Below are 21,657 nucleotides of genomic sequence, written 5' to 3' on the forward strand. Positions count from 1 at the left end.
TACTCTTCTTTTCAAAGCATTTTAATTTATAATTAAATCATAGTCAAAGTAAAAACTTTTGTCAATACTTATCCCCAAAATAGAGGAGTATACTCATTAATTATTTTTTACAATACCTAACATATTATTCTAGAAGTTCTAAGATTTCTTCTATAGATATACCTTCTAAAGCTTTGGCTGCATCTAATTTATCCTCTATGGCGCTTATTATATCTTTCTTTTTTTCCTGAATATTGTATATTTTTTCTTCAATGGTATCCTTGCATATAAGCTTTATAACTTCTACTACCTTAGTCTGTCCAATTCTATGACATCTATCGGAAGCTTGCTGCTCTACTGCCGGATTCCACCAAGGATCTAGATGAATTACTACATCAGCAGAGGTTAAATTTAGCCCTGTTCCTCCAGCCTTTAATGAAATGAGAAATACTTTATGTTCTCCATCATTAAATTCTTTAACCAACTCCATCCTCTGGTCAGAAGGAATTTGCCCATCTAAATATAGATGAGAAATTTTTTGCTTATTTAATTTTTTACACAGTTTTTTTAATATAGACGAAAATTGTGAGAACACTAAAATTTTATGGCCTGAAGCAATGCATTGTTCTAATAGGTCACTTAGCACATTAAACTTTCCATTATCTCCTTTAAAGTTCTCGATAAATGCAGAAGGATCCACACATATTTGCCTTAATCTAGTCAAGGCCGAAAATATTTTTATGCTATTATGCTTTGACTTGTCCTCCTTTAGCTCACTTTTTAGTTCTTCCTTTACCTTTAGTAAATATCCAAAATAAACTTGCTTTTGTTCCTCCGTCATCTCTACTAGGATTTTATGTTCTATCTTAGGCGGCAGCTCAGAAATCACCTGTTTCTTAGTTCTTTTTAAAACAAAGGGTTTTACAAGAGAGCATAGTTCCTCCATAGCAAAGTCTTCTCTATATTTGACGATAGAATTTTCATATCTTTGCATGAACTTTGTATAGCTATTAAGATATCCTGGCATAGTAAAGTCAAAAATAGACCAAAATTCTCCCAAGGAATTTTCTATAGGAGTTCCAGTTAAAGCAAAATAGGATTTCGCTTTAATTCTTTTAGCGCTTAAAGCGTTTAGTGACCTATGATTTTTAATATTTTGCGCTTCGTCTAAGATGCAGCTTTGAAATAGTATATTTTCGTATTTATCAATATCCCTTCTCATAAGTGCATAGGAGGTTATAACTACATCATAGCTCTTAATTTCTCCAATATAATCTTCTCTTTCATACTTATCTCCACTAATTACTAAAAGTTTTAAATCCGGAGCAAATTTATCAAATTCCAATTTCCAATTATATATTAAAGAAGTAGGCGCTACTATTAAGAAAGGATTACTTTTGTCTTCTGATAGTATAAAGGCTATAGCTTGTAGGGTTTTTCCTAGTCCCATCTCATCAGCTAAAATTCCTCCAAAACCATAGCTAGACAATAACTTAAACCACTTATATCCTAAAATTTGATATTCCCTCATTACATTTCTTAGAGAATTGGGAACTTCTATAATTGCTTCTTCTATAGCACTTATAGACTTAACAAAATCTTGAAAGGCCTTATTTTTAAATACATTCGCAGCTGAGGAGTCTTTTAAAGTTCTTTCAAGATACAAAGTTCTGCTCTTATTAACTAAGACTTTCCCCTGCTTTAATGGCTGACCTTCTAATAGCACTTCATTTATGCTAACTATCCTTTTAAGTTCATCTTCCTCTAAATCTACAAACCCGCCTTTTTTTAATCTATAATACTTTTTCTTTTCTCTGTAATTTTTAAATATGAAAGGTAGTTCCTTAACATCTACTCCTTCTATAGAAAACTCAAAGTCTATGAGTCCTTCTTCTCCAAGATTTAAATCATACCTATAGCTAGATGCTTTATAGACCTTTATCTTTTTAAATTCCTCAGAATAATAAACTTGAGATATTTCTTGAAGCCTTAATATACCTTCTCTTAAAAAATTAAATATATCCTCTTCTTCTTCTAACTTATACCTTCCTTGTATTTCTTTAAACCCTAACAGTTCTAAGATCTTGAGAGCTTCTAATTCTTCTTTTATATTTCTTATTAGTGTCTTGTCTTCTTTAAGCTTGTAAGAATTATCTCCAGCATCTATTTTCATGTCACCGTAACAAAAGGTCATAGAACATATAACATTATCCTTTTCTCTATCAATATAAGCTTTAATAGTTAAAGCTTCTTCAAAAAAACTCTCTTTTAGATTATCCTCTAATTTTATAGTTGATATAATTTTTAACATAGGTATAATATAAGCCCCAAGTTTATTTTTATCTCTATTTGGAAAAGATATTCTACCATTTATAAGGGTATTGTAAAATGTAGAGTAAATCTTAAATTGCTCCTCATCAGGCCTATATATATTTCCCTGAAAAAAGAATATATCCAAATTATTATTTAACGGTATGGGAAAATTGTTATCATGCTCTATAATAAAATCTTCTTTACCCTTATAAATTTTAAAAGCAAGGGACATATTCTCTTCTTTAAATTTCACGCCCGCATATTCTTTTCCATTTATGCAACATTCAAATTCTTTATTCTTTAATAAAGACATCAATCTCTTCAAATACTTATTAGTTAGGTACAACTTTTTACCATTTATTAAGGTATCCTTACTGCTGCAGTGATGATCAGCTCTATATCTTAAATTATTTATTTCATTTATTTCTAAAAATATATTTAATATATCTCTATCTTTCTCTGAAAATCTATGTGTGGCGGAATCAAAAACAAAATTTTTACTTAACTCATATATTCCACCGCCTTCTACTACATTTAGAAAATCTGTTATATTTTTAACTATATAGCTTTTATGATTTCCTATTTTAATCTCTATAGAAGAGCTTATAAAAGAACTCCTTTCATAGCAATATTTAATATCTAGGTTCAAATTCTCTTTAGGCTTCGGGATAAAAACTATAGAGCTTCTAGCTTCCTCTATAAATTTATCTGTTCTAAGAGAATTTCTATCTCTTAGTGTTTTCTTTTCATTTTCTTTAAAATACTTAAGCAGCACCGCTACTACATGCTTACAAATACCTCTTTTCCTGTAACCTCCGCTAAAAACCTCACAATCACAATAAAAGCTAGTAAAACCACATAAGTCATTAAAGGATACTTGTACATTATAAATATTATTGTTGGTTAATGACTTAACCCAAGTATCTATGGCATAAGTATTGATTTTTGATAAATCGCTAAATTGTATTTGCACTGTAAAATCATCTACAGTTTTATTATTATAATAATCTATTCCTTTTTTATAGGTTGCACCATCCGTATAATTTATTATTAAGGTTTCGCTGACTTTCATAATTTCCCCTTTATAAGGCATCTCTAAAAAAGCTAGTAGATACCTAACCATACCATATTAATATTTGATAAATTATTAACAATATTATACCCAATTACACTAAAAAAAGATATATTGAATTGTAAAAAAATAAGGCATCTCCTGAAAAGTAAATAATCAAAGCTACTAATACTCTGACTAGTTATTTTTCAAGAATGCCTAAAGTCATAATGTAAAAATTATATCTATATACCTAAGTCTATCTAAATTGCTTCTTCTGGAAAGCCAATTTTCTCTTTATCCTTTTCATCAGCTTTTATTTGAGAATCAACTTTAATTACCACCTTTTCTCTCCATTTTCCTAATTTATAATAGCCTAAAGAAAGTACTAATCCAAAGCACCAACCTATAGGTATAGACCACCATATACCGTTACTGCCTATCTTAGGAGAGAGTATATAAGCTACAGGTATCCTTATAATCCACAAGGAAAGTAAAGAGGATATCATAGGGAATATTGCATCTCCAGCTCCTCTTAACACCCCATTGGTTATAAACATGGTGGACACTATAACATAAAAAGAGGATACTATGGTTAAATAATTCATTCCTATATCTATTACATTAGCGTCATTGCTAAATATCACCAGCATTTGTCTTCCAAAAATGGCAATAACCAAGGATACAGCTATGGATATAGCTGCCGACATAAGCACTGAGGAGATATATCCTTTTCTTACCCTTTCTGGCTTATTAGCTCCCATATTTTGCGCTACAAAGGTAGAAATAGCAGCTCCAAAATTCATTATAGGCATGGATGCAAAGGAATCTATCCTTGTGGCTGCTGTAAAGGCAGCTATGGTATCTGCTCCAAAATTATTAACCATGGTTTGCATAGCCATCATTCCAAAGGAAAATAGCATTTGCTGAATACCAGAAGGTAATCCTAGTTTTAGACTTTTGATAAAGACTTCTTTATCAAATACCATATTCTTTATATTAAATTTTAATACCTCATGGCTTTTATTTAAATAAATTATGCTAGCTAAAAAGGAAAAAGCTTGAGCTATTACGGTGGCCCAGGCAGCTCCTGCTACCCCCCACTTAAATACTACAACAAACACTAAATCAAGTACTATGTTTATTCCTGTAGCTATAATTAGAAAGTATAAGGGAGTTTTGGAATCTCCAACTCCTCTAAGCACTCCACTTATAGTATTATAGCCAAACATAGCTATCATTCCTAAGAATATAACATCTAAATAAGCCTTAGCCTGAGGTATTATCTCTTCAGGAGTCTTTATTAATCTTAATATAGGTCCACTAAAAATAATTCCTATGAAGGTTATGGCTATGGATGCAAAAAATATTACAATATAGGTTGTATCTATAGTCTTTTTAAGCTTATCAAAATCTTTTGCACCGAAATACTGAGATATAAGCACAGAGGCTCCCATGGTGAAGCCTATCACCAAAGAAATCAGCAAAAACATTATAGGAAAGCTAGCGCCTACAGCACCTAAAGCATCTTTTCCTAAAAATCTTCCTACTATGGCGCTGTCAACAGTATTGTACAGCTGTTGAAATATGTTTCCTATTAGCATGGGTAATGTAAAGTAAAAAATCAATTTACCTTCATTGCCTTTGGTCATGTCTTTCATATAATCTCTCCCCACCATTTTATTATAGAATTATTTTATTATAAAATAACTTTAGACTCAATCAATATAATTATAAGATTCCTCAAAAGCCATAAAATCAATACAGAAATTCATCTGTGATAACCTCTAATGTATCTCATCAAGGTTAGAAACATTTTTTTCTATCTTGGTATAGTCATGATAGTTTTCTTTATACCACTTAAATCCAATACTCTTTAAAGAATTATCCTCCTTAGGATTCCTTTGAATATATTTGTCATCAATAGGTTTTAAATTAAGTAAAATACAAGTCTTTTCTGGGTTATCTGTATAAAAGGTGAGCCCTGCTAAATCCTCTAACTCTGGTTTAAATTCGCCAAAGATAGGATCTGCTATAGAATCGATGTTTATCCAAAGCTTATCTCGAAAATTGACTAAGGAGTATTTTACATACTGTTGATTTAAGGCATAATTTAAAAGCCTAGAGGTTCTTGCTACTAGGATTTGTCCATTTTCTTTATATTCTTTTAAAAGCCTTAATGCCTCTATATTCTTTGCTATGAAAAGCTTTTCCGCGTTAACCCCAAAATGCTGTGCTATTATAGAATAGCCTTGATCTTTAACTAGTTTGTTCAATCTCTCTTTTGTTATTTGTTTATGAACATTCTCTGGAGTCCATGTCCAATCTGCAGTACTTTTAATCATATCATAGGTATATCTATGAAATCCCCATATACGCTTCCCATCTCTAAGATTTATGGGGAACAAAGGATTGTCTACTTCAAAATCAGCTTTACAGTCAGAGTTCCATAAAAATTTTACCCCATTTTTAATAACAAGATCTGTATTATAATAAGGAGATTTAGCATTGTCCCCTTCTTGATAATGAAAGTATTTTCCTATATTATTAGCTCCAAAATTTTGTTTATTGCTTTGGTTACCATGATTTATCCACACTTTAAACTTCATATTTTCTTTGTTAAGGGTCTCCCAAGCTTTTTCTGCATATTCACGTCTAAAGCTGATATCCTCTCCCTTTAATCTTGAAAAATCGCCATAGGTATGGAGTGCATCAATCCATCCAGCCTTATAATAACGTTTTATTTTTTCTCCATCATGTATAGCCGTTGAATCAGTTCCCTTATAGTAGGTCATTACCGACTCCTGACCATGCCCCTTAAGATCTGTTATCTCTGGTACATTACTTCCTGTAAATACCCACATGGTATCCCCTATATCCAAGCCTAAGCCTTCTCCAAATTCCGTCCTTTCCTTTGTATTTAAGAATCTATGGTACTTTTCAAACTCTTCTAAAGTTGTGTTATCAATATCTGAAGATATAGCTACCATAGCCTTATAGGGATATGGAAATTTTCTCATATCCTTACTATTATGTATCGCTCTAGAGGCTTTAAGCTTTTCTATAACCTCTTCAGGCACTTTTTTTTCTTCGACTTTTTTTTCCTGATTAGGCGGTTCCTGTGCCAGCCTTTCAGAAATAACAGCCTGTTGTTTTCCAGGAGTATTAGGAAGCCTACTGCAACCTAGAAAAACACTAACTAAAAGTAATACAAAAGACAAAAGTACAAAACACTTTTTCATGATTAGATCTTTCCCCCCAAAAATATTAGTTCAATAGGAATAATTTAAATTTTTTATTAATAATTAGTTCTAAATCCATTCTACAATAAAAACACTATCAAATCTTTATAAAAAATAATAAATTTGATAGTGTTTATTTATAATTTTGTTAAAAAATTAATTCCGTTGTTAAAACTGCATTATTCCTTACAATATCTAAACCAAAGTTCTTGATATCTCTGTCTTTATTCGCTTTACAGGAATTATAGCTAAAATAATCATAGCTATTATGGCTTCTGGTAATAAATAAGTGCCATTATATAATACAGAATATACTATAACATTTTGTCCCTCTGCATAGGAGGCGAAAAACACTACTCCTGAAATAACATGGCATATAAATCTTAGAGCCACAGCAACTAACGCTCCTAGGGATACGTTATTTTTAAAATAACCTGCCGCTCCCAATACACCAAAAGCTAATACATAGTCAAGCAAAAGCTGCACTGGATGCACTACATAGGCTCCTAATAGCAAATCAATAATACCAAACAATACGCCTGCTAAGTAACCTACTCTTGCGCCATAAACATAGGCTATAAAAATAATAGGAATCATACTTCCTAGAGTCACAGAACCTCCCATGGGCATTTTCATTATTGTAAACATTTTTAGCACAGTACCTAATGCTATGGCAATGGCTACTTGAATCATAACCTTTGTTGTGAGCTTTACTCTGCTGATATATACAAATGCAATAAATAGAGCTGCCACTACTAATAAAGTAATATAAATCATAGGATCTGAGAAAATTGCAGCAAAAGATTCCGTAGCTTCTGGAGCCTTAAAATTAAATTTAAACCAATCCATTATGGTTCCTCCTTTTATAAATTATAAAAAAATAAACACTGCCGAAAAACAGTGTCTTAAAATCTATCCCTGCTTTCCTACGCTGGCATTATCCAGTTCAGGTATAAGGCATCTCGAAAAAATAACTAAGCTTTTTCTTATATTTTGCTACATTATTTTTTCCGCTGCCTAAGGGTTAGGATTTTGCAATCCCTCTCAGCATAAATGCACCCCTAGCGTGTTTATTCTTTTATTGTGCTTTCAAATTCATTATATAACTTATATACTTAATAATCAATATTATTTGAAAATTATATTTCAGTGAATCATAAGAGATTTAGTTTTTGGACATTAAAAGACCTACTGAAAAATCAATAGGTCTTTTAATCTAAACTAAGTCTTTAATCTAAATTCATGACCACACTTCTTACAAGTAGCTATTACTTTACCCTTACCTCTAGGCAAACGAAGCTTCTGTTTACATTCAGGGCAAGCCACTATTTTATACTTTCTTCTCTCTTCTAAATTAATAGACATATTCTTATATTTTTTAGAAAATTTAAATCCTCCATTAGCCATTTTATAGGCTAAACCTCTAAGCCAATTTTCAAACCTTATGGCTTCATTGCTTCTTCCTGTAATATTTTTAGAGAAACTTCTCCAAAGAGCATATATAATTAGAGCAATTCCAGTTAAGGCTGTATATCCAGAAAGCAGCAAGGGTAGCGCTATTATGACTATAAACTTAGATAATCTATCCCAGCCATACCTTCCATTGTAAAAATTAAGATTCATTCATAAACGCCTCTATTTCTTCTACAGTCTTAATTATATCCTTTGAAAGCACTTCATAGCTCTCTTCCGTAACTAGAACATCATCTTCAATTCTTATCCCAATAGCTTCTTCTTCAATATATAAGCCTGGTTCTACCGTTACTATCATACCTGGTTTTAGCTCCACTTCTCTGCTTCCTACATCATGAGTATCTAAGCCTAGAAAGTGGCTTACTCCATGATAATAATATCTAGATAATTCTTCATCTTTTTCAATGACTCCTAGCTCTTTAAGCCCTTCTGCCAAATGCTTTTTAGCTATATTATTTAATTCCACAAAAGGTAAACCTGGCTTTATTGCCTTAATTACCTCTAGTTCTGCTTTAAGCACCACATTATATATTTGTTTTTGTCTTTCGGTGAATTTTCCATTAGCGGGTATAGTACGACTAATATCTGCATTATAATAATTTAATTGAGCACCAAGGTCAAATAAAATTAAATCCCCGTCCTTAATGTCACTATTATTAGCTACATAATGAAGCACTGTAGCATTTTTCCCACTAGCCGCTATAGTTTTAAAGGCATAATCCTTAACTCCGTTAGTCTTTAAAACGAAATCAAAATAAGCTTCTAACTGGTACTCTTTCATACCTGCCTTAGCATTCTTCATTAGACTTTCTATACCTTCTTTGGTTATATCAATGGCCTTTTTCATCTCTTCTATTTCTTCTTCATTCTTTATAAGTCTCGATTCACATATAGAATTGAAAATATTCTTTACTTTTATTTGAGGATACCTATTTTTTATTGTATTAGCAAACTCTCCGCTTATAGAATTCGCAGAGCTCCATCTATCTCTTTCAAGATCTAGATAGATCCTTTCAATATCATATGTGGTTATAAGCCTATGCACTGTAGCTTCAAAGTCCTCTAAATGCTTTATGCCTTCTATAGCTGATATTTCTTTCGCCTCTTCTGCACTTATAGTCTTACCTACCCATTTTTCCATCACTGGATCTGCCTTTTGTATAAATAAGGTTTCTTCTACCTTACCATTTACTTTGCTTATCATTAATATGATCTTTTCTTCATCTATGCCTGTTAAGTAATAAAAATTTCTGTTTGGTGTAAATGGATATGCTTCATCAGCACTCTTTTTAGGAGCACTTCCTGCAAACATAATTAATATAGAATTATTCTTTAGCCTTTCAACAAGGTTTTTTCTATTCTCTGCATAAATCTTTTTTTTCATTTCACCCCAACCTTTCTAATTTAAATATCTCAACAAAGATACCTCAAAAATCTTTAACTATATTTTACTTTAAAAATTGTATTTTATCTATAGGAGGATGTAAAAAACATAGGTGTTCTTTTTCACGGTCCACTCGCGGGGCTCCACGCTCGGTGTATGGAAGCCTATAGAACACCTTTTTTCACAGCCTCCTATATAAGCTGCAATAAAAAATTTACATTGTGTTCTTATTTTTTATAATTTCGTTGACAAAAATATATATTATATATAAAATAAAACCATAAAATTAATTGTGCAAAATATAATTTTAGAAAACAATTATATTAGCCTGCAAGGAGTGCATAGTATATATGATAAATGATGATATATTAAAATTAGATAATCAACTATGTTTTGCTATATATGCCTGCTCAAAAGAAATTACAAGATTATATAGACCTTTTTTAGAGCAACATGGATTAACCTATACCCAATATATAACTCTCTTAGCCTTATGGGAAAAAGATGATATAACGGTTAAAGAGTTAGGAGAAAGATTATACCTAGATTCAGGCACATTGACTCCTTTACTAAAGAAAATGGAGGAAAATAGATTGCTAGTTAGGCAGCGTTCTAGTGAGGATGAACGAAAAGTGATTATTAAACTCACAGAAAAAGCTAGAGAATTAAAAAAGGATATTTTATCAGTACCCTCTAAAATACTTTGCAGCACTGGTCTTTCCTCAGAGGAAGCTGTAGAATTAAGAGAAAGCATAAATAAATTACTAAAGACTATATATAATTTTAATGAAGGACTTTAACTAATACACAATGCACAATGCATAATGCTCAGAGCATTATGCATTGTTATTATTACAAGCTTAAATATTTTTGCTTAACAATTTTTAAGTCCTCCCAGAACAATACTTTCTTGCTTTCATCTCTAAAAATAGCTGCCGGATGAAAGATAGCCATGATATGATATCCCTTTCTCTCTATCCATTTTCCTCTATCCCTAGTGATTTTAAAATCCTTTCCCATTACATAGGTCATAGCAGTAGCCCCTAGACAAACTATCATCTTTGGTTTCACTAATGCTACTTGATTTCTTAAGTAAGGTAAACAAGCCTCTGCTTCTTCCTCTCTTGGAGTTCTATTATTTTCAGGCCTGCATTTGCATACATTGCATATATAGTAATCTCTATTCCTTTGCAAATCTAAGGCTGTGAGGGCCTTAGTCAAAAGCTGACCTCCTCTTCCTACAAAAGGTAAGCCTAGCCTATCCTCATCAGCTCCTGGTGCTTCTCCTATAAACATTATCTTAGCCTTAGGATTTCCATCTCCAAATACCATATTTGTTCTATTTTCACCTAATATGCATTTATGACATTTTGAACACTCTTCATATAATTCTCTCCACTGTAGCATAAAAAATCAGCTCCAAACCTTAAACCTTTATTCCATGGCTATAAGCTTTACTTTTATAATATTACTCATATTCTGTATTTCATTGATAAGCTCTTTAATGTCCATTGTTAGCTGAGATATGTCAAAGGTAATAGTAACATTAGCCGCATTATTTATAGGTATATCTTGACTTATAGTCAATATATTTCCCTGCTTTTCTGCAATTTTATCCAAAACTCCAGATAGCGCTCCTGTTTCATGAGCTAGCAGTAAAGCAATAGTAGCTTTCTGCACTTTTACCCCTTCAGAAACCAAAAAAACATTATCCTTATATTTATAATAGGCACTCCTGCTTATTCCAACTTCTCTAACACCCTCAGATATATCTTTTACTTGGCCAGTATATAATAATTCCTTTACTCTGACTACCTTCTCAAAGACCTCCGGAAGTACTTTACTATTAACTATAAAATACTTATCGCTCATACTCCCACCTCTTTCTATTATTGTACTATTTATAAAATTCATTCTAAAAATATTATATATGTAATGTTAATTATTATCAAATTGAGTTATAGTAAATTTTTGTCTTTATATAGAGAGACTGTTGCATTAAGAAATTTACATACAATATATTGCAGTATTTATTCTTAGTGCAACAGCCCCTTCTATCTAATATTTAATTTTACTCTTAATTTTTCTAGCATATCTATAGTCATAGAAGCTAAGTCATAATTTGCTTTAAAGCCCCATTCTTCTTTCGCACAGGTAGAATCAATGGAATCTGGCCAAGAATTAGCAATAGCTTGTCTTACAGGATCTACATTATAGCTCATTTCAAATTCTGATATATGCTTTTTAATCTCCGCCGCTATCATTTCTGGCTCAAAGCTCATAGCTGTTATATTGAAAGCATTTCTATGAACTAATTTTGATGAATCTGCCTCCATAAGGTTTACTATGGCTTTTAAAGCATCAGGCATGTACATCATATCCATATAAGTACCTTTGTTAATATAAGAAGTATATTTTTTGTCTTCTAAGGCTTTATAATAAATATCTACTGCATAATCAGTAGTTCCTCCCCCTGGAGGTGCTACATAAGATATTAACCCTGGGAATCTAACCCCTCTAGTATCTACACCAAATTTTTTATAATAGTAATCACATAATAGTTCTCCTGAAACCTTTGTTACTCCATACATAGTTTCAGGTCTTTGTATAGTATCTTGTGGTGTATTATCCTTTGGAGTACTTGGCCCAAACGCACCTATGGAGCTTGGAGTGAAGAAGGAACACTTTAATTCTCTTGCTACTTCTAAAGCATTAAATAGTCCTCCCATATTTATTTCCCAAGCTAGTACTGGCTTTGCTTCAGCTACTGCTGATAATAAAGCAGCTAAGTGAATTATAGTATCTACATTATGCTTTTTAGCCACTTCTCCCATTTTTTTAGCATCCAGTACATCTAATATTTCAAAAGGACCGGATTCAACAGCTTCACAGCCATCTATTCTCCTTAAATCTGTTGCTATTACATTATCATTACCATAGATTCCTCTCATATAGGTAACTAACTCTGAGCCTATTTGTCCAAGAGACCCCGTAACTAATATCTTTTTCATTGCTACTCCTCCAAATCCCATCTTTTATATAATATTAATAAAGTATACTTAAATTACCCCTAATTCTCTTCCAACTTTTTCATATATAGCTATGGCGTTATCTAGCATTTCCTTTGTATGTGCAGCTGTAGGCATATTTCTAACTCTTCCTGTTCCTAGTGGCACTGTAGGGAACACAATAGATTTAGCATAAACCCCTTCTTCAATTAATTTCTTACTAAACTCTTGAGTTAATTTTTCATCTCCAATTATACATGGAGTTATAGGAGTCTCACTATGCCCTATATTAAAGCCAAGTCTCTTTAGGTTTTCTTTTAAATATCTTCCATTTTCCCAAACCTTATCTACTAGCTCTGTACTTTCAGTCATTATATTTATAGCTTCAATGCAAGCTGCCGCTGCTGAAGGAGTAAGTGATGTGGAGAATAAGAAAGGTCTAGCTCTAACCTTTAACCAATCTATAAGATCTTGAGAACCCGCCACATATCCACCAACTACACCAATGGCTTTTGATAAAGTTCCTATTTGGAAATCTATTTTATCGGAAAGTCCAAAATGCTTAACAGTACCTGCTCCCATTCCCATTACTCCAGAACCATGAGCATCATCCACATAAGTTATTAAATCGAACTCTTCTGCCACCTTTACAAGGCCTGGTAGATTAACTACATCTCCATCCATGGAGAAAACTCCATCAGTAATAACCATTAACTTATTATATAAACCGCTTTCTCTAGCTTCCTTAGCCTTTGCTCTTAAATCTTCCATATCGTTATGTTTATATCTGATTATTTTTGCTCCTGATAATCTGCAACCATCTATTATAGATGCATGGTTTAATTCATCAGATAATATTCCATCATTCTTATTCATTACTGCTTGAATAGCGCCTGCATTACAATTAAAACCTGATTGGAATGCAATAGCGGCCTCTGTATGTTTAAATTCTGCTATTCTTTTTTCTAATTCATCATGGATTTTTAAAGTACCATTTATAGTTCTAACAGCACCAGCACCCACTCCAAATTCCTTAGTAGCTTTTATAGCTGCCTCCATCATTCTTGGGTGAGTGGCTAATCCTAAGTAGTTATTTGAAGAAAGATTTATTAACTCTCTTCCTGCTATTTTTATAATTGCTCCATTTGCTCCTTCTAAGGAATTTATCACATTATATAAGCCTTTGCTTTTTAAGTCGTTTAGATTTTCAGTTAAAAATTTGTTTAAAGCCTTACTTCCCATTTCATTTCCTCCTTAATATATTTAAATTTATTTGTGTTTCACTTGAATACATTTTTTAATATTTGTCTACAGAATAATTATATCAAATCTATATTTTAATTGCTACATTAAAAATAATTAAAAATACCCTTTATTTTAAATTAGGATACTGTACATAGCTATTTTTCACTTTTTAAAACGTTTTCACTATATTTACTAATTGCATCTTGATTTTAAAAACTTGCATATTTTACGTATTATTCTCAAATTAATTTTTATATACTCTGCCCTATGGCAATTGATTACTATTGACTCATTCTGGTTTTTGCACTATATTATTAAGTAATATTTATTTATATTTTGTAGCTACAAAGGAATCCTTGCTATTTTTAAATTTCATATTTTAGAATTTTCATCATTAACTTATTTATTAAATTAGAAAGGTAGTGATTTTTTGAAAAAAATCGGACTTATACCAAAATTAATTGCAGCAATAATCATAGGTATTTTAATAGGTGCCTTCCTTCCAGCCTTTGTAACCCAAATACTAGCTACCTTTAATTCTTTATTCGGTAATTTCCTAGGTTTTGTAATACCTCTTATAATCCTAGGCTTTGTGGTTTCTGGAATTGCAGACTTAGGCGGAAGCGCCGGAAAATTATTAGGTATAACTACTGCTCTATCCTATATATCTACTCTTTGTGCTGGTTTTATTGCTTACTTTGTAGCGGTTAAATTTTTTCCTCTGTTCATAAAAGCTTCTTCCACTCTAGGAAGTGCGGTAAATCCTGAGGAAAAACTGCTAAGTCCTTTCTTTAAAGTGGATATGCCTCCTATTATGGGAGTAATGAGCGCCTTGCTATTAGCCTTTTTACTAGGCCTTGGCATTGCGTCTATAAAGGAAAAAACTCTTTATAATATATCTGTAGAATTTCAAAAGATAATTGAAAAAACTATTAGTGCCATTATAATTCCACTTCTACCAATACACATAATGGGGATCTTCGCCAATATGACTTATGCTGGAGAGGTTACAAGAATTTTATCTGTATTTTGGAAAGTGTTCTTAATAGTTATAGCTCTCCATATATCTATAATTATAGTTCAATTTTTAATAGCTTGCTCCATAGGTAAAAGAAATGTATTCCAATGTCTTAAAAATCAAATACCTGGATATTTAACAGCTATCGGTACTCAATCTTCTGCGGCTACTATACCTGTAAACTTAAAATGTGCGGAAAATAACAAGGTATCAAAGGGGATTAGAGAATTTGTAATACCTTTATGTGCTACTATTCACTTATCAGGAAGCACTATAACTTTAACTTGCTGCTCTGTTGCATTAATGTTATTGAACAACATCAGCTTTTCCTTTCCTCAAATGGTGGGCTTTATAGCTATGCTTGGCATAACCATGGTAGCAGCTCCTGGTGTTCCAGGCGGCGCGGTAATGGCAGCCTTAGGATTATTGCAAACAAATCTTGGTTTTTCTGAAGCTCAGCTTGCATTAATGATTGCTTTATACATTACTCAAGATAGCTTTGGAACTGCTTGCAATGTCTCTGGTGATAATGCCATTGCTATAATGGTAGATAGTATTCATAATAAATTTAAAATTTAGTCCCCCACTTTTTAGCTTTCTATATTTAGAAAGTTAAAGTTTACTATAACCTATGCTATGTCCCTATTAGCATAGGTTATCTTATTTGATAAGCATTTTTCGTTAAAGAATACTTAAGACATCTTGAAAAGCAACAGTTTCAAGTCTGTTCAACTTGCTTTATTTACTAAAATGTTTTAAGATTTTATGTGTATATGCATATAGGAAAATATGCTGTAATTTTTTTATTGAGGTGGATTATGTTATTAAATAAAAAAACTACAAAGGCAGTATTCAAAATAGCCTTACCTGCTGTAGGAGAAATGATACTCTATATGATGATTTGGGTATTTGATACTATGATGGTAGGTCAATATGGAGGTAATATTGCTGTTAGTAGTGTAGGTTTAAGCTCAGAAATTATGTATAGTTTTTCAAATATATTTATTGCTATAGGGGTGTCTGTGGGTATAACTTCTTTAGTAGCAAGAAAGTATGGTGCTAAGGAATATGACCTAGCGGAAGAATACGCAACTCTAGGATTCTTAATAGGATCAATTATATCCCTAATCTTCTTTTTAATATTGTTTTTTATGAATAAAAAAATATTAACCTTAGTTGGTGCTGATAATAATGTGGTAATGTTAGGAAGCATTTATACTAAAATAGCTTCCATAGGTATATTTTTTAATATGCTGATGAATATGTTAAATGCCTTGTTAAGAGGCTACGGAAATACAAAAACACCTTTAATGGCCTCCATCTTAGTTAACATCATCAATATACCTTTAGATTATGCATTGATCTTTGGTAAATTTAACTTTCCTGAGTTAGGGGTAGCTGGAGCTGCCATAGCTACTACCATAGCCCAAATTTCCGGATTTATATTCATTGCATTATATGTTGTATTTAAGTCAAAGCTAAAACTTAGATTAAAATATATAAAAGATTTTAATTTAACTATGATAAAAGATTTTTCTAAACTATTTATACCTTCCTCTATGCAAGAGGCTGCCTTTAGCATAAGTAGGTTATTAAGCAACTTTATGATTGTAAGCATGGGAACTATAGCCTTTGCAGCCAATCAAATCACCACTACTATTGAATCCATCTCCTTTATGCCTGGATCTGGTTTTGCGGTGGCTGCTACAGCTTTGGTGGGTCACAAAATAGGGGAGAAAAAGTTTAAGGAAGCTAAGGAATATGCTTACACTTCTATAATATTAGGTACTGCCCTTATGTTTATTTGCTCCTTATTATTTTTGAGCTTTCCTAGAGGGCTAATAAGACTTTTTATAAATTCATCAGAGCATTCTGTAATTCAACTAGGAGCCCTATGCCTTATGGTAGCCTCTATTGAACAACCCTTCATGGGAATTTCCATGATTGCTGGAGGCGCCTTAAAAGGAGCTGGAAATACTAAAACTCCATTTATAATATCTTTAATTTCTAGCTGGTGCATTAGATTGCCGCTAATGATTTATGTCATCTATGTATTAAAACTATCTGTGATATGGGTATGGATTATTACATCCCTACAATGGTTGTTTGATGGAACTTTAATATTTATACTATTTAAAAAATACTTTAGGCATCTAAAATAAGATCAAGCCCTTAATAATTTAAGGGCTTGACCTTTTTATATGTTAAATCTCTGAACCATGCCATTCATTAATATTACTAATTGTTGTTGATTTTGAATTTCTTTAGCAGCATAGTCAATAGAGTTTCCAGTATCCTCCACACTAGATAGTATTTCTTCCGAGTTTTTTGCAGATTGCTGAGTAATAACCAGTACATTTTCAACAGAGTCACTTACTTTTCTTATAGAATTTAACATCAATATTGCAGCCTCAGATATATTTTGAGACATGTTATGAATGTATTTGGCGTCATCTTCATACTTCTCTGCCGTTTCCAGTAGCAACTCATGATCTCTTTTAACATTTCCCTCAATAAATCCTAATATATCCTTAGAATTAACGCTCAAGTTATTAAAAGCAGTGTATACATCGTTTATCACTGATTTTATATTCAAAACAGAGGCTGAAGACTGTTCAGCTAATTTTCTTATTTCATCTGCCACTACCGTAAAACCTCTTCCATGTTCTCCAGCCCTAGCAGCTTCAATAGAAGCATTCAGTGCCAGCAAGTTAGTTTGTGCCGCTATGTTATTTACGGTTTCTAACATTGTATAGATCTGCTTAACAACCTTCCCTTTTTCTATAGCTTCATATATTTTTTCCATCTTATCCTTATATATGACTTGAGACAACTCCATGGCGCTTAATCCTTTATCCTTTATATTCACTGCTCTTTTCTGGATCTCCATGGAGGCACTTTCGCCTTCCTGCGCCTTTGCAGCCAATTCATTGGTGGTCAGCACTATAGAGCTTATGGTATTATTTATATTCTCTACAGTACCACTTAAGTTTTTTGTCCCCTCTGATATATATTTGGTAGACTCATTTACATTTCTCATTTCAGAAGATATACTTTCAATAGTATTAGTTACCTGAGAGCTGGTGGTTGCTATAGTTGCAGAACTCATAGCTACTTCATTTATTAGCATTCTAGTATTATTTACTGCCTCATTCAAAGCCTGAGATAGTTCCCCAATTTCATCTCTAGATTTTATATCTATGCTTTTAGTTAAATCCCCTCTTCCTATAGATTTTGCCACCTCTAACACCTTTTTTAACTGTTTAGCTATAGCCATAGATATAATTAGGCTTAACATTATAGCTACAGAAATACCTACTAATATTATTATAGACATTATTGTAAAAGAACTTTTATAAATAAGAGAATTCTCTTTGTTAGCACTTTCTACATCTTTCATATTATGCTCCAAAAATTTTTCCATTTTCGTGAGCATCTTTTCTCTTAATCTATTGTTCTCCACCATAACCAACTCTGCAGCACTATAAAAGCCGTTATCCACTCTATCTAATATTTCACTTATGGATTGTTCATACTGTTCAAAGTCTACCTTAAAGGTTTCAAATAATTCTAAATCCTCATTACCAAAATCATTTACTTCCTGATATTCTTTCATTAATTTATGGCAAACTTCCATATTGTTAGTTAAGTCTTCCTTAATACTTTTAGTATTACTTTTATCACTATCATAGATAATAGATAAGATATCTGATTTTATTAAAAGTAATTTTGCATTTATGGACTTAACCTTGTCCAATTTTGCCATATTATTAGTATATATAGCTGTTGCATTTTTATTTATCCTTTGCATGCTGGATAATCCAATTGTACCTACTAAAGGTATCAATAAGGATATAGCTAAGAAAGACACTATAAGCCTTTGTGATATCTTAAAATTGTTAAAACGCCTCATATATATACTCCTTTGCATAAATAAGTAATAATTTCCCTATCCAATATTATTGTAACATGAGGCATTTTATTATTTAGTTAAGCTAATGTTATTTAATGTTAACATAAGTTTACTTGAAAACTCATAGCTCTACTAATACTAGTAAAGCTTAAAAGTAAAGAAGCTTAACAGGATATCCTATTAAGCTTTACACAGATATATTAACTATTTATTTTTTGAAGATGTCTTATCCATGTTTTTTTTAACTTGTAATATTAAGGCTACTACAACTCCTAAACTTCCTCCAGCGCTTAAGCCTAAGACCACATTGCCTAACAAGGCTCCTAGAAATATACCTATGCCTGATCCAAAGCATATGCCAAGAGCTATACTTTTATTTTCTTCATATAGTGCATCTTTTTTTGATTCTTCTATATTTGCCTTTTCTTTCATTTCTAAAACAGAGTTTTGCATAACCCTTTTAAATCCCTCCCATAAACCCTTTTACTATATTAGACGTATTAAACCCTATAAAGGTTTCGTAAAATATAAATTTTATTGTATTCTCTTATACATTTTTTCACCTTTAGTACTTACAAAGTATACTAAAATTGAATTTAAAAGCACACCCACTAAAGCTATAACTCCAAAAGCCATCCACAAAGTAGGTTTAAATTTTATAGTTAAGTATACTGTTCCTCCTGCTATAGCCATGCATAGCATCATAGCTATAAAAGAGTTAAAATTTTGTTTAACAGCTTTATTTTCATCATCCCAGTTTAATTTTGGTTTTCTTAGGTCTACTATTATACCCAATAAACTTGTAAATAAAATAGCTAGGGCAGAAACTATAAATAGCACTAATGCCATCATTATAGGAGCTTTGGTCACTATCGATAGTAGTAGAATAAATAGAGTAGCAGAAGCAATGCTAATTAAAAATCCTGCCATTACCTTTGCAAATATTTGATCTCTATATCTCATAGGTATATATTTACTTACAAAGATATTTTGACCTTCTCTTGATATGGCCGTAGAAGTTATAGAATTAGAGCTAGATATAAATATCATAATTGCAAAAGCTATACATATAACTATACCCGCTGTATCATTATTATATATCTTTGAAGAGAAACTAAGTATCTTAGGAAGTAAGTCTCTCTCTGCTAATAATGGTATTAAAAAGAATATGGGCCACAAGAAATTTATTATAACACAATTTATTAGATAAGCTGGTGTCCTAAATAAAACTCTTAGTTCCTTTAATATATACGTTTTTATTGCTGAATTTTGCACCGTACTTTTATCTAATTCTTGTTCTCCTAGCTTCTTACGTCTTGCAAAGGATTCAGACATTCCTATTACGCCCTTAAAGTAAAGAATATTTCCTACAATCATAAATATTATGAAGGCTGCAGCTGTTATAGCTAAAAATATCAATAGGTTTAGGCTAGCCTTTCCTAAATCAGAGGAGGCTAAAGCAAAAGCTGAAAACTTAGAAGAAGGAAACATATTGGATACTATGCCTATTAAAGAATTATCTCCGCTAGATAGTAATTTCATAAGCTCTTGTTCATTGGTCATATTTCTTCCAACTCTTTGCATCATGATGTTTATGCCGATACCACTGAACATAGCTAAAAGTCCACCTACTACTCTAAAGGCATCCTTATGCTTACCTAAGTTTGTAAATCTCATTATTACCATATTAATAATAGCTGCAACCACCAAAGGTAAAACCGGTAATAGTAAGAACACAATTATAGAGTATATATAATATAATGCTCCTGCACTGCTCTTAGCTCCATATACAATGATAATTGGTGCTAAAACTACTAACTCAGTTAAATATTCATAAACCAGTACAGCGATAAACTTACCTGTCAATATTTCGTGCGACTTTAATGGTAGAGGCAGTAGACTTTCTATGTCCTTTGCAAAATAAAAGGTAGTTAAAACATAAAGTATACCAAATACAAATACTACCAAACTAACCATAACCATACCAAAGCCTAAGATTACACCTTGTTGCTGCATCATAGCTAGCATATCATAAGCTTCTGAAATAAATAGCCCTAAAGGAACCCCTAAAGACAAAATAAATATGGCGGCGAGGAAAATGATCATAGCAAATCCAGCAAACTTCTTGCCTTTTTTACCGCCTAAGCTTTCTCCTCCATTTTTTAAAAATACTTTTACCAGTGATATTATCTTACTCATTTTCTGTCATCTCCAAAAACATATTTTCTAAGGAGCTATTTTCTTTAAAGTGATCTTTCATTTCCTCTAGGGTTCCACAGAATAATATCTTTCCTTTATTTATAATAGCTACTCTATCACATAGCTTTTCTGCAACCTCTAGCACGTGAGTAGAGAAAAATACGGTTTTCCCACTGTTAGCATGCTCCTTCATCATTTCCTTTAGTACAAAGGATGATTTAGGATCTAGCCCTGTTAGTGGTTCATCTAGTATCCAAACAGAAGGATCGTGAATAAGAGCTCCCATGATTACAATCTTTTGTCTCATACCATGGGAATAGGTTTGAATCTTATCGCCTAAAGCACTAGCCATATCAAATCTCTCTGCTAGCTTTTCAATTCTATCTTTTCTGATAGCCTTAGGTACTTCATAGATATCTGCCATAAAGTTTATATATTCTAAGCCTTTTAATCTTAAAAACATATCAGGACTATCTGGAACGAAGGCAAATTGTTTCTTTGACTCAATAGGCCTCTCCTTAGTGTTTATACCATTTATTTTTATTTCTCCCTTGTCCTGAGCTATAATGCCTGTAATCATCTTTATAGTAGTGGTTTTACCAGCACCATTGGGTCCTAAAAAGCCAAATATCTCTCCATCGTTAATGGTTAGATTAAGATTCTCTACAGCATTGCTAATGTTATTATAGCTTTTTGTTACATTACTTATTTCTATCATAGTATTTCCCCCTTATTAAGAACTAATTTAATTATATTTATTCTTATATCCTTTAACAACTTTAATTTTACGTTAAAAAGAGTTATTAAATATCATTTTAAGCGTTTGATCTGA

Annotated in this window: 17 protein-coding genes and 1 other annotated feature (1 of these 18 only partly in view); of the genes, 3 read left to right on the top strand and 14 right to left on the bottom strand. The window is 31.9% G+C overall.

What is annotated here, in order from left to right; translation table 11 throughout:
• Nucleotides 1–24: a binding site (T-box leader), on the bottom strand; it reaches 246 nt to the left of the window's first position.
• A gap of 100 nt (nucleotides 25–124) precedes the next feature.
• From BN2665_RS01255 to BN2665_RS01280, 6 genes are all read right to left on the bottom strand, one after another.
• On the bottom strand, nucleotides 125–3,364 hold the full coding sequence (locus BN2665_RS01255) for a DEAD/DEAH box helicase (RefSeq protein WP_055665304.1): 3,240 nt from the start codon (nucleotides 3,362–3,364) through the stop codon (nucleotides 125–127).
• Nucleotides 3,365–3,606: 242 nt separating this feature from the next.
• The gene (locus BN2665_RS01260) at nucleotides 3,607–5,004 is read right to left on the bottom strand and encodes an MATE family efflux transporter (RefSeq protein WP_074042189.1); all 1,398 of its coding nucleotides are present in this window, start codon (nucleotides 5,002–5,004) and stop codon (nucleotides 3,607–3,609) included.
• Between the two features lie 126 nt (nucleotides 5,005–5,130).
• A complete protein-coding gene (locus tag BN2665_RS01265) occupies nucleotides 5,131–6,585 on the bottom strand; it encodes a hypothetical protein (protein ID WP_242865878.1) in 1,455 nt (484 codons plus the stop codon).
• Between the two features lie 195 nt (nucleotides 6,586–6,780).
• A complete protein-coding gene (gene thiT, locus BN2665_RS01270) occupies nucleotides 6,781–7,434 on the bottom strand; it encodes an energy-coupled thiamine transporter ThiT (protein WP_055665305.1) in 654 nt (217 codons plus the stop codon).
• A 372-nt stretch (nucleotides 7,435–7,806) separates the two neighbouring features.
• Nucleotides 7,807–8,208, bottom strand: a complete 402-nt coding sequence (locus BN2665_RS01275) for a zinc ribbon domain-containing protein (protein WP_055665306.1) — start codon at nucleotides 8,206–8,208, stop codon at nucleotides 7,807–7,809.
• Nucleotides 8,198–9,442, bottom strand: a complete 1,245-nt coding sequence (locus tag BN2665_RS01280) for an aminopeptidase P family protein (RefSeq protein ID WP_055665307.1) — start codon at nucleotides 9,440–9,442, stop codon at nucleotides 8,198–8,200. Before BN2665_RS01280 ends, BN2665_RS01275 begins: the two co-directional genes overlap by 11 nt.
• A 350-nt stretch (nucleotides 9,443–9,792) precedes the next feature.
• Here BN2665_RS01280 and BN2665_RS01285 point away from each other — a divergent pair, with 350 nt between their 5' ends.
• Nucleotides 9,793–10,242, top strand: coding sequence for a MarR family winged helix-turn-helix transcriptional regulator (locus BN2665_RS01285; RefSeq protein WP_195892641.1), 450 nt, complete (start codon nucleotides 9,793–9,795; stop codon nucleotides 10,240–10,242).
• A gap of 52 nt (nucleotides 10,243–10,294) precedes the next feature.
• Here the strand turns inward: BN2665_RS01285 and BN2665_RS01290 are convergent, their stop codons facing one another.
• From BN2665_RS01290 to BN2665_RS01305, 4 genes are all read right to left on the bottom strand, one after another.
• Nucleotides 10,295–10,849, bottom strand: coding sequence for a uracil-DNA glycosylase (locus BN2665_RS01290; protein WP_055665308.1), 555 nt, complete (start codon nucleotides 10,847–10,849; stop codon nucleotides 10,295–10,297).
• 27 nt (nucleotides 10,850–10,876) lie between these two features.
• Entirely contained in the window at nucleotides 10,877–11,314 is a 438-nt protein-coding gene (locus tag BN2665_RS01295) for an ACT domain-containing protein (RefSeq protein ID WP_055665309.1), read from the bottom strand.
• A 182-nt stretch (nucleotides 11,315–11,496) separates the two neighbouring features.
• The gene (locus BN2665_RS01300) at nucleotides 11,497–12,453 is read right to left on the bottom strand and encodes an L-threonine 3-dehydrogenase (RefSeq protein ID WP_055665310.1); all 957 of its coding nucleotides are present in this window, start codon (nucleotides 12,451–12,453) and stop codon (nucleotides 11,497–11,499) included.
• A 48-nt stretch (nucleotides 12,454–12,501) separates the two neighbouring features.
• Nucleotides 12,502–13,692: a glycine C-acetyltransferase gene (locus BN2665_RS01305; protein WP_055665311.1), complete on the bottom strand. Its 1,191-nt coding sequence runs from the start codon at nucleotides 13,690–13,692 to the stop codon at nucleotides 12,502–12,504.
• A gap of 433 nt (nucleotides 13,693–14,125) precedes the next feature.
• Here BN2665_RS01305 and BN2665_RS01310 point away from each other — a divergent pair, with 433 nt between their 5' ends.
• Entirely contained in the window at nucleotides 14,126–15,292 is a 1,167-nt protein-coding gene (locus BN2665_RS01310) for a dicarboxylate/amino acid:cation symporter (RefSeq protein ID WP_055665312.1), read from the top strand.
• Nucleotides 15,293–15,531: 239 nt separating this feature from the next.
• On the top strand, nucleotides 15,532–16,875 hold the full coding sequence (locus BN2665_RS01315; RefSeq protein WP_055665313.1) for an MATE family efflux transporter: 1,344 nt from the start codon (nucleotides 15,532–15,534) through the stop codon (nucleotides 16,873–16,875).
• A 35-nt stretch (nucleotides 16,876–16,910) separates the two neighbouring features.
• Here the strand turns inward: BN2665_RS01315 and BN2665_RS01320 are convergent, their stop codons facing one another.
• The 4 genes from BN2665_RS01320 to BN2665_RS01335 all read right to left on the bottom strand — a co-directional run bounded on the left by BN2665_RS01320 (nucleotide 16,911) and on the right by BN2665_RS01335 (nucleotide 21,543).
• The gene (locus BN2665_RS01320) at nucleotides 16,911–18,626 is read right to left on the bottom strand and encodes a methyl-accepting chemotaxis protein (RefSeq protein WP_055665314.1); all 1,716 of its coding nucleotides are present in this window, start codon (nucleotides 18,624–18,626) and stop codon (nucleotides 16,911–16,913) included.
• A gap of 204 nt (nucleotides 18,627–18,830) precedes the next feature.
• A complete protein-coding gene (locus tag BN2665_RS01325) occupies nucleotides 18,831–19,079 on the bottom strand; it encodes a hypothetical protein (protein WP_055665315.1) in 249 nt (82 codons plus the stop codon).
• Between the two features lie 81 nt (nucleotides 19,080–19,160).
• Complete coding sequence (locus BN2665_RS01330) at nucleotides 19,161–20,825, bottom strand: putative ABC transporter permease subunit (protein WP_055665316.1); 1,665 nt, start codon at nucleotides 20,823–20,825, stop codon at nucleotides 19,161–19,163.
• The gene (locus BN2665_RS01335) at nucleotides 20,818–21,543 is read right to left on the bottom strand and encodes an ABC transporter ATP-binding protein (RefSeq protein WP_055665317.1); all 726 of its coding nucleotides are present in this window, start codon (nucleotides 21,541–21,543) and stop codon (nucleotides 20,818–20,820) included. Before BN2665_RS01335 ends, BN2665_RS01330 begins: the two co-directional genes overlap by 8 nt.
• Nucleotides 21,544–21,657 lie beyond the last annotated feature (114 nt).

The sequence above is a fragment of the Desnuesiella massiliensis genome, from assembly GCF_001403615.1.
GTDB lineage: Bacteria > Bacillota > Clostridia > Clostridiales > Clostridiaceae > Desnuesiella > Desnuesiella massiliensis.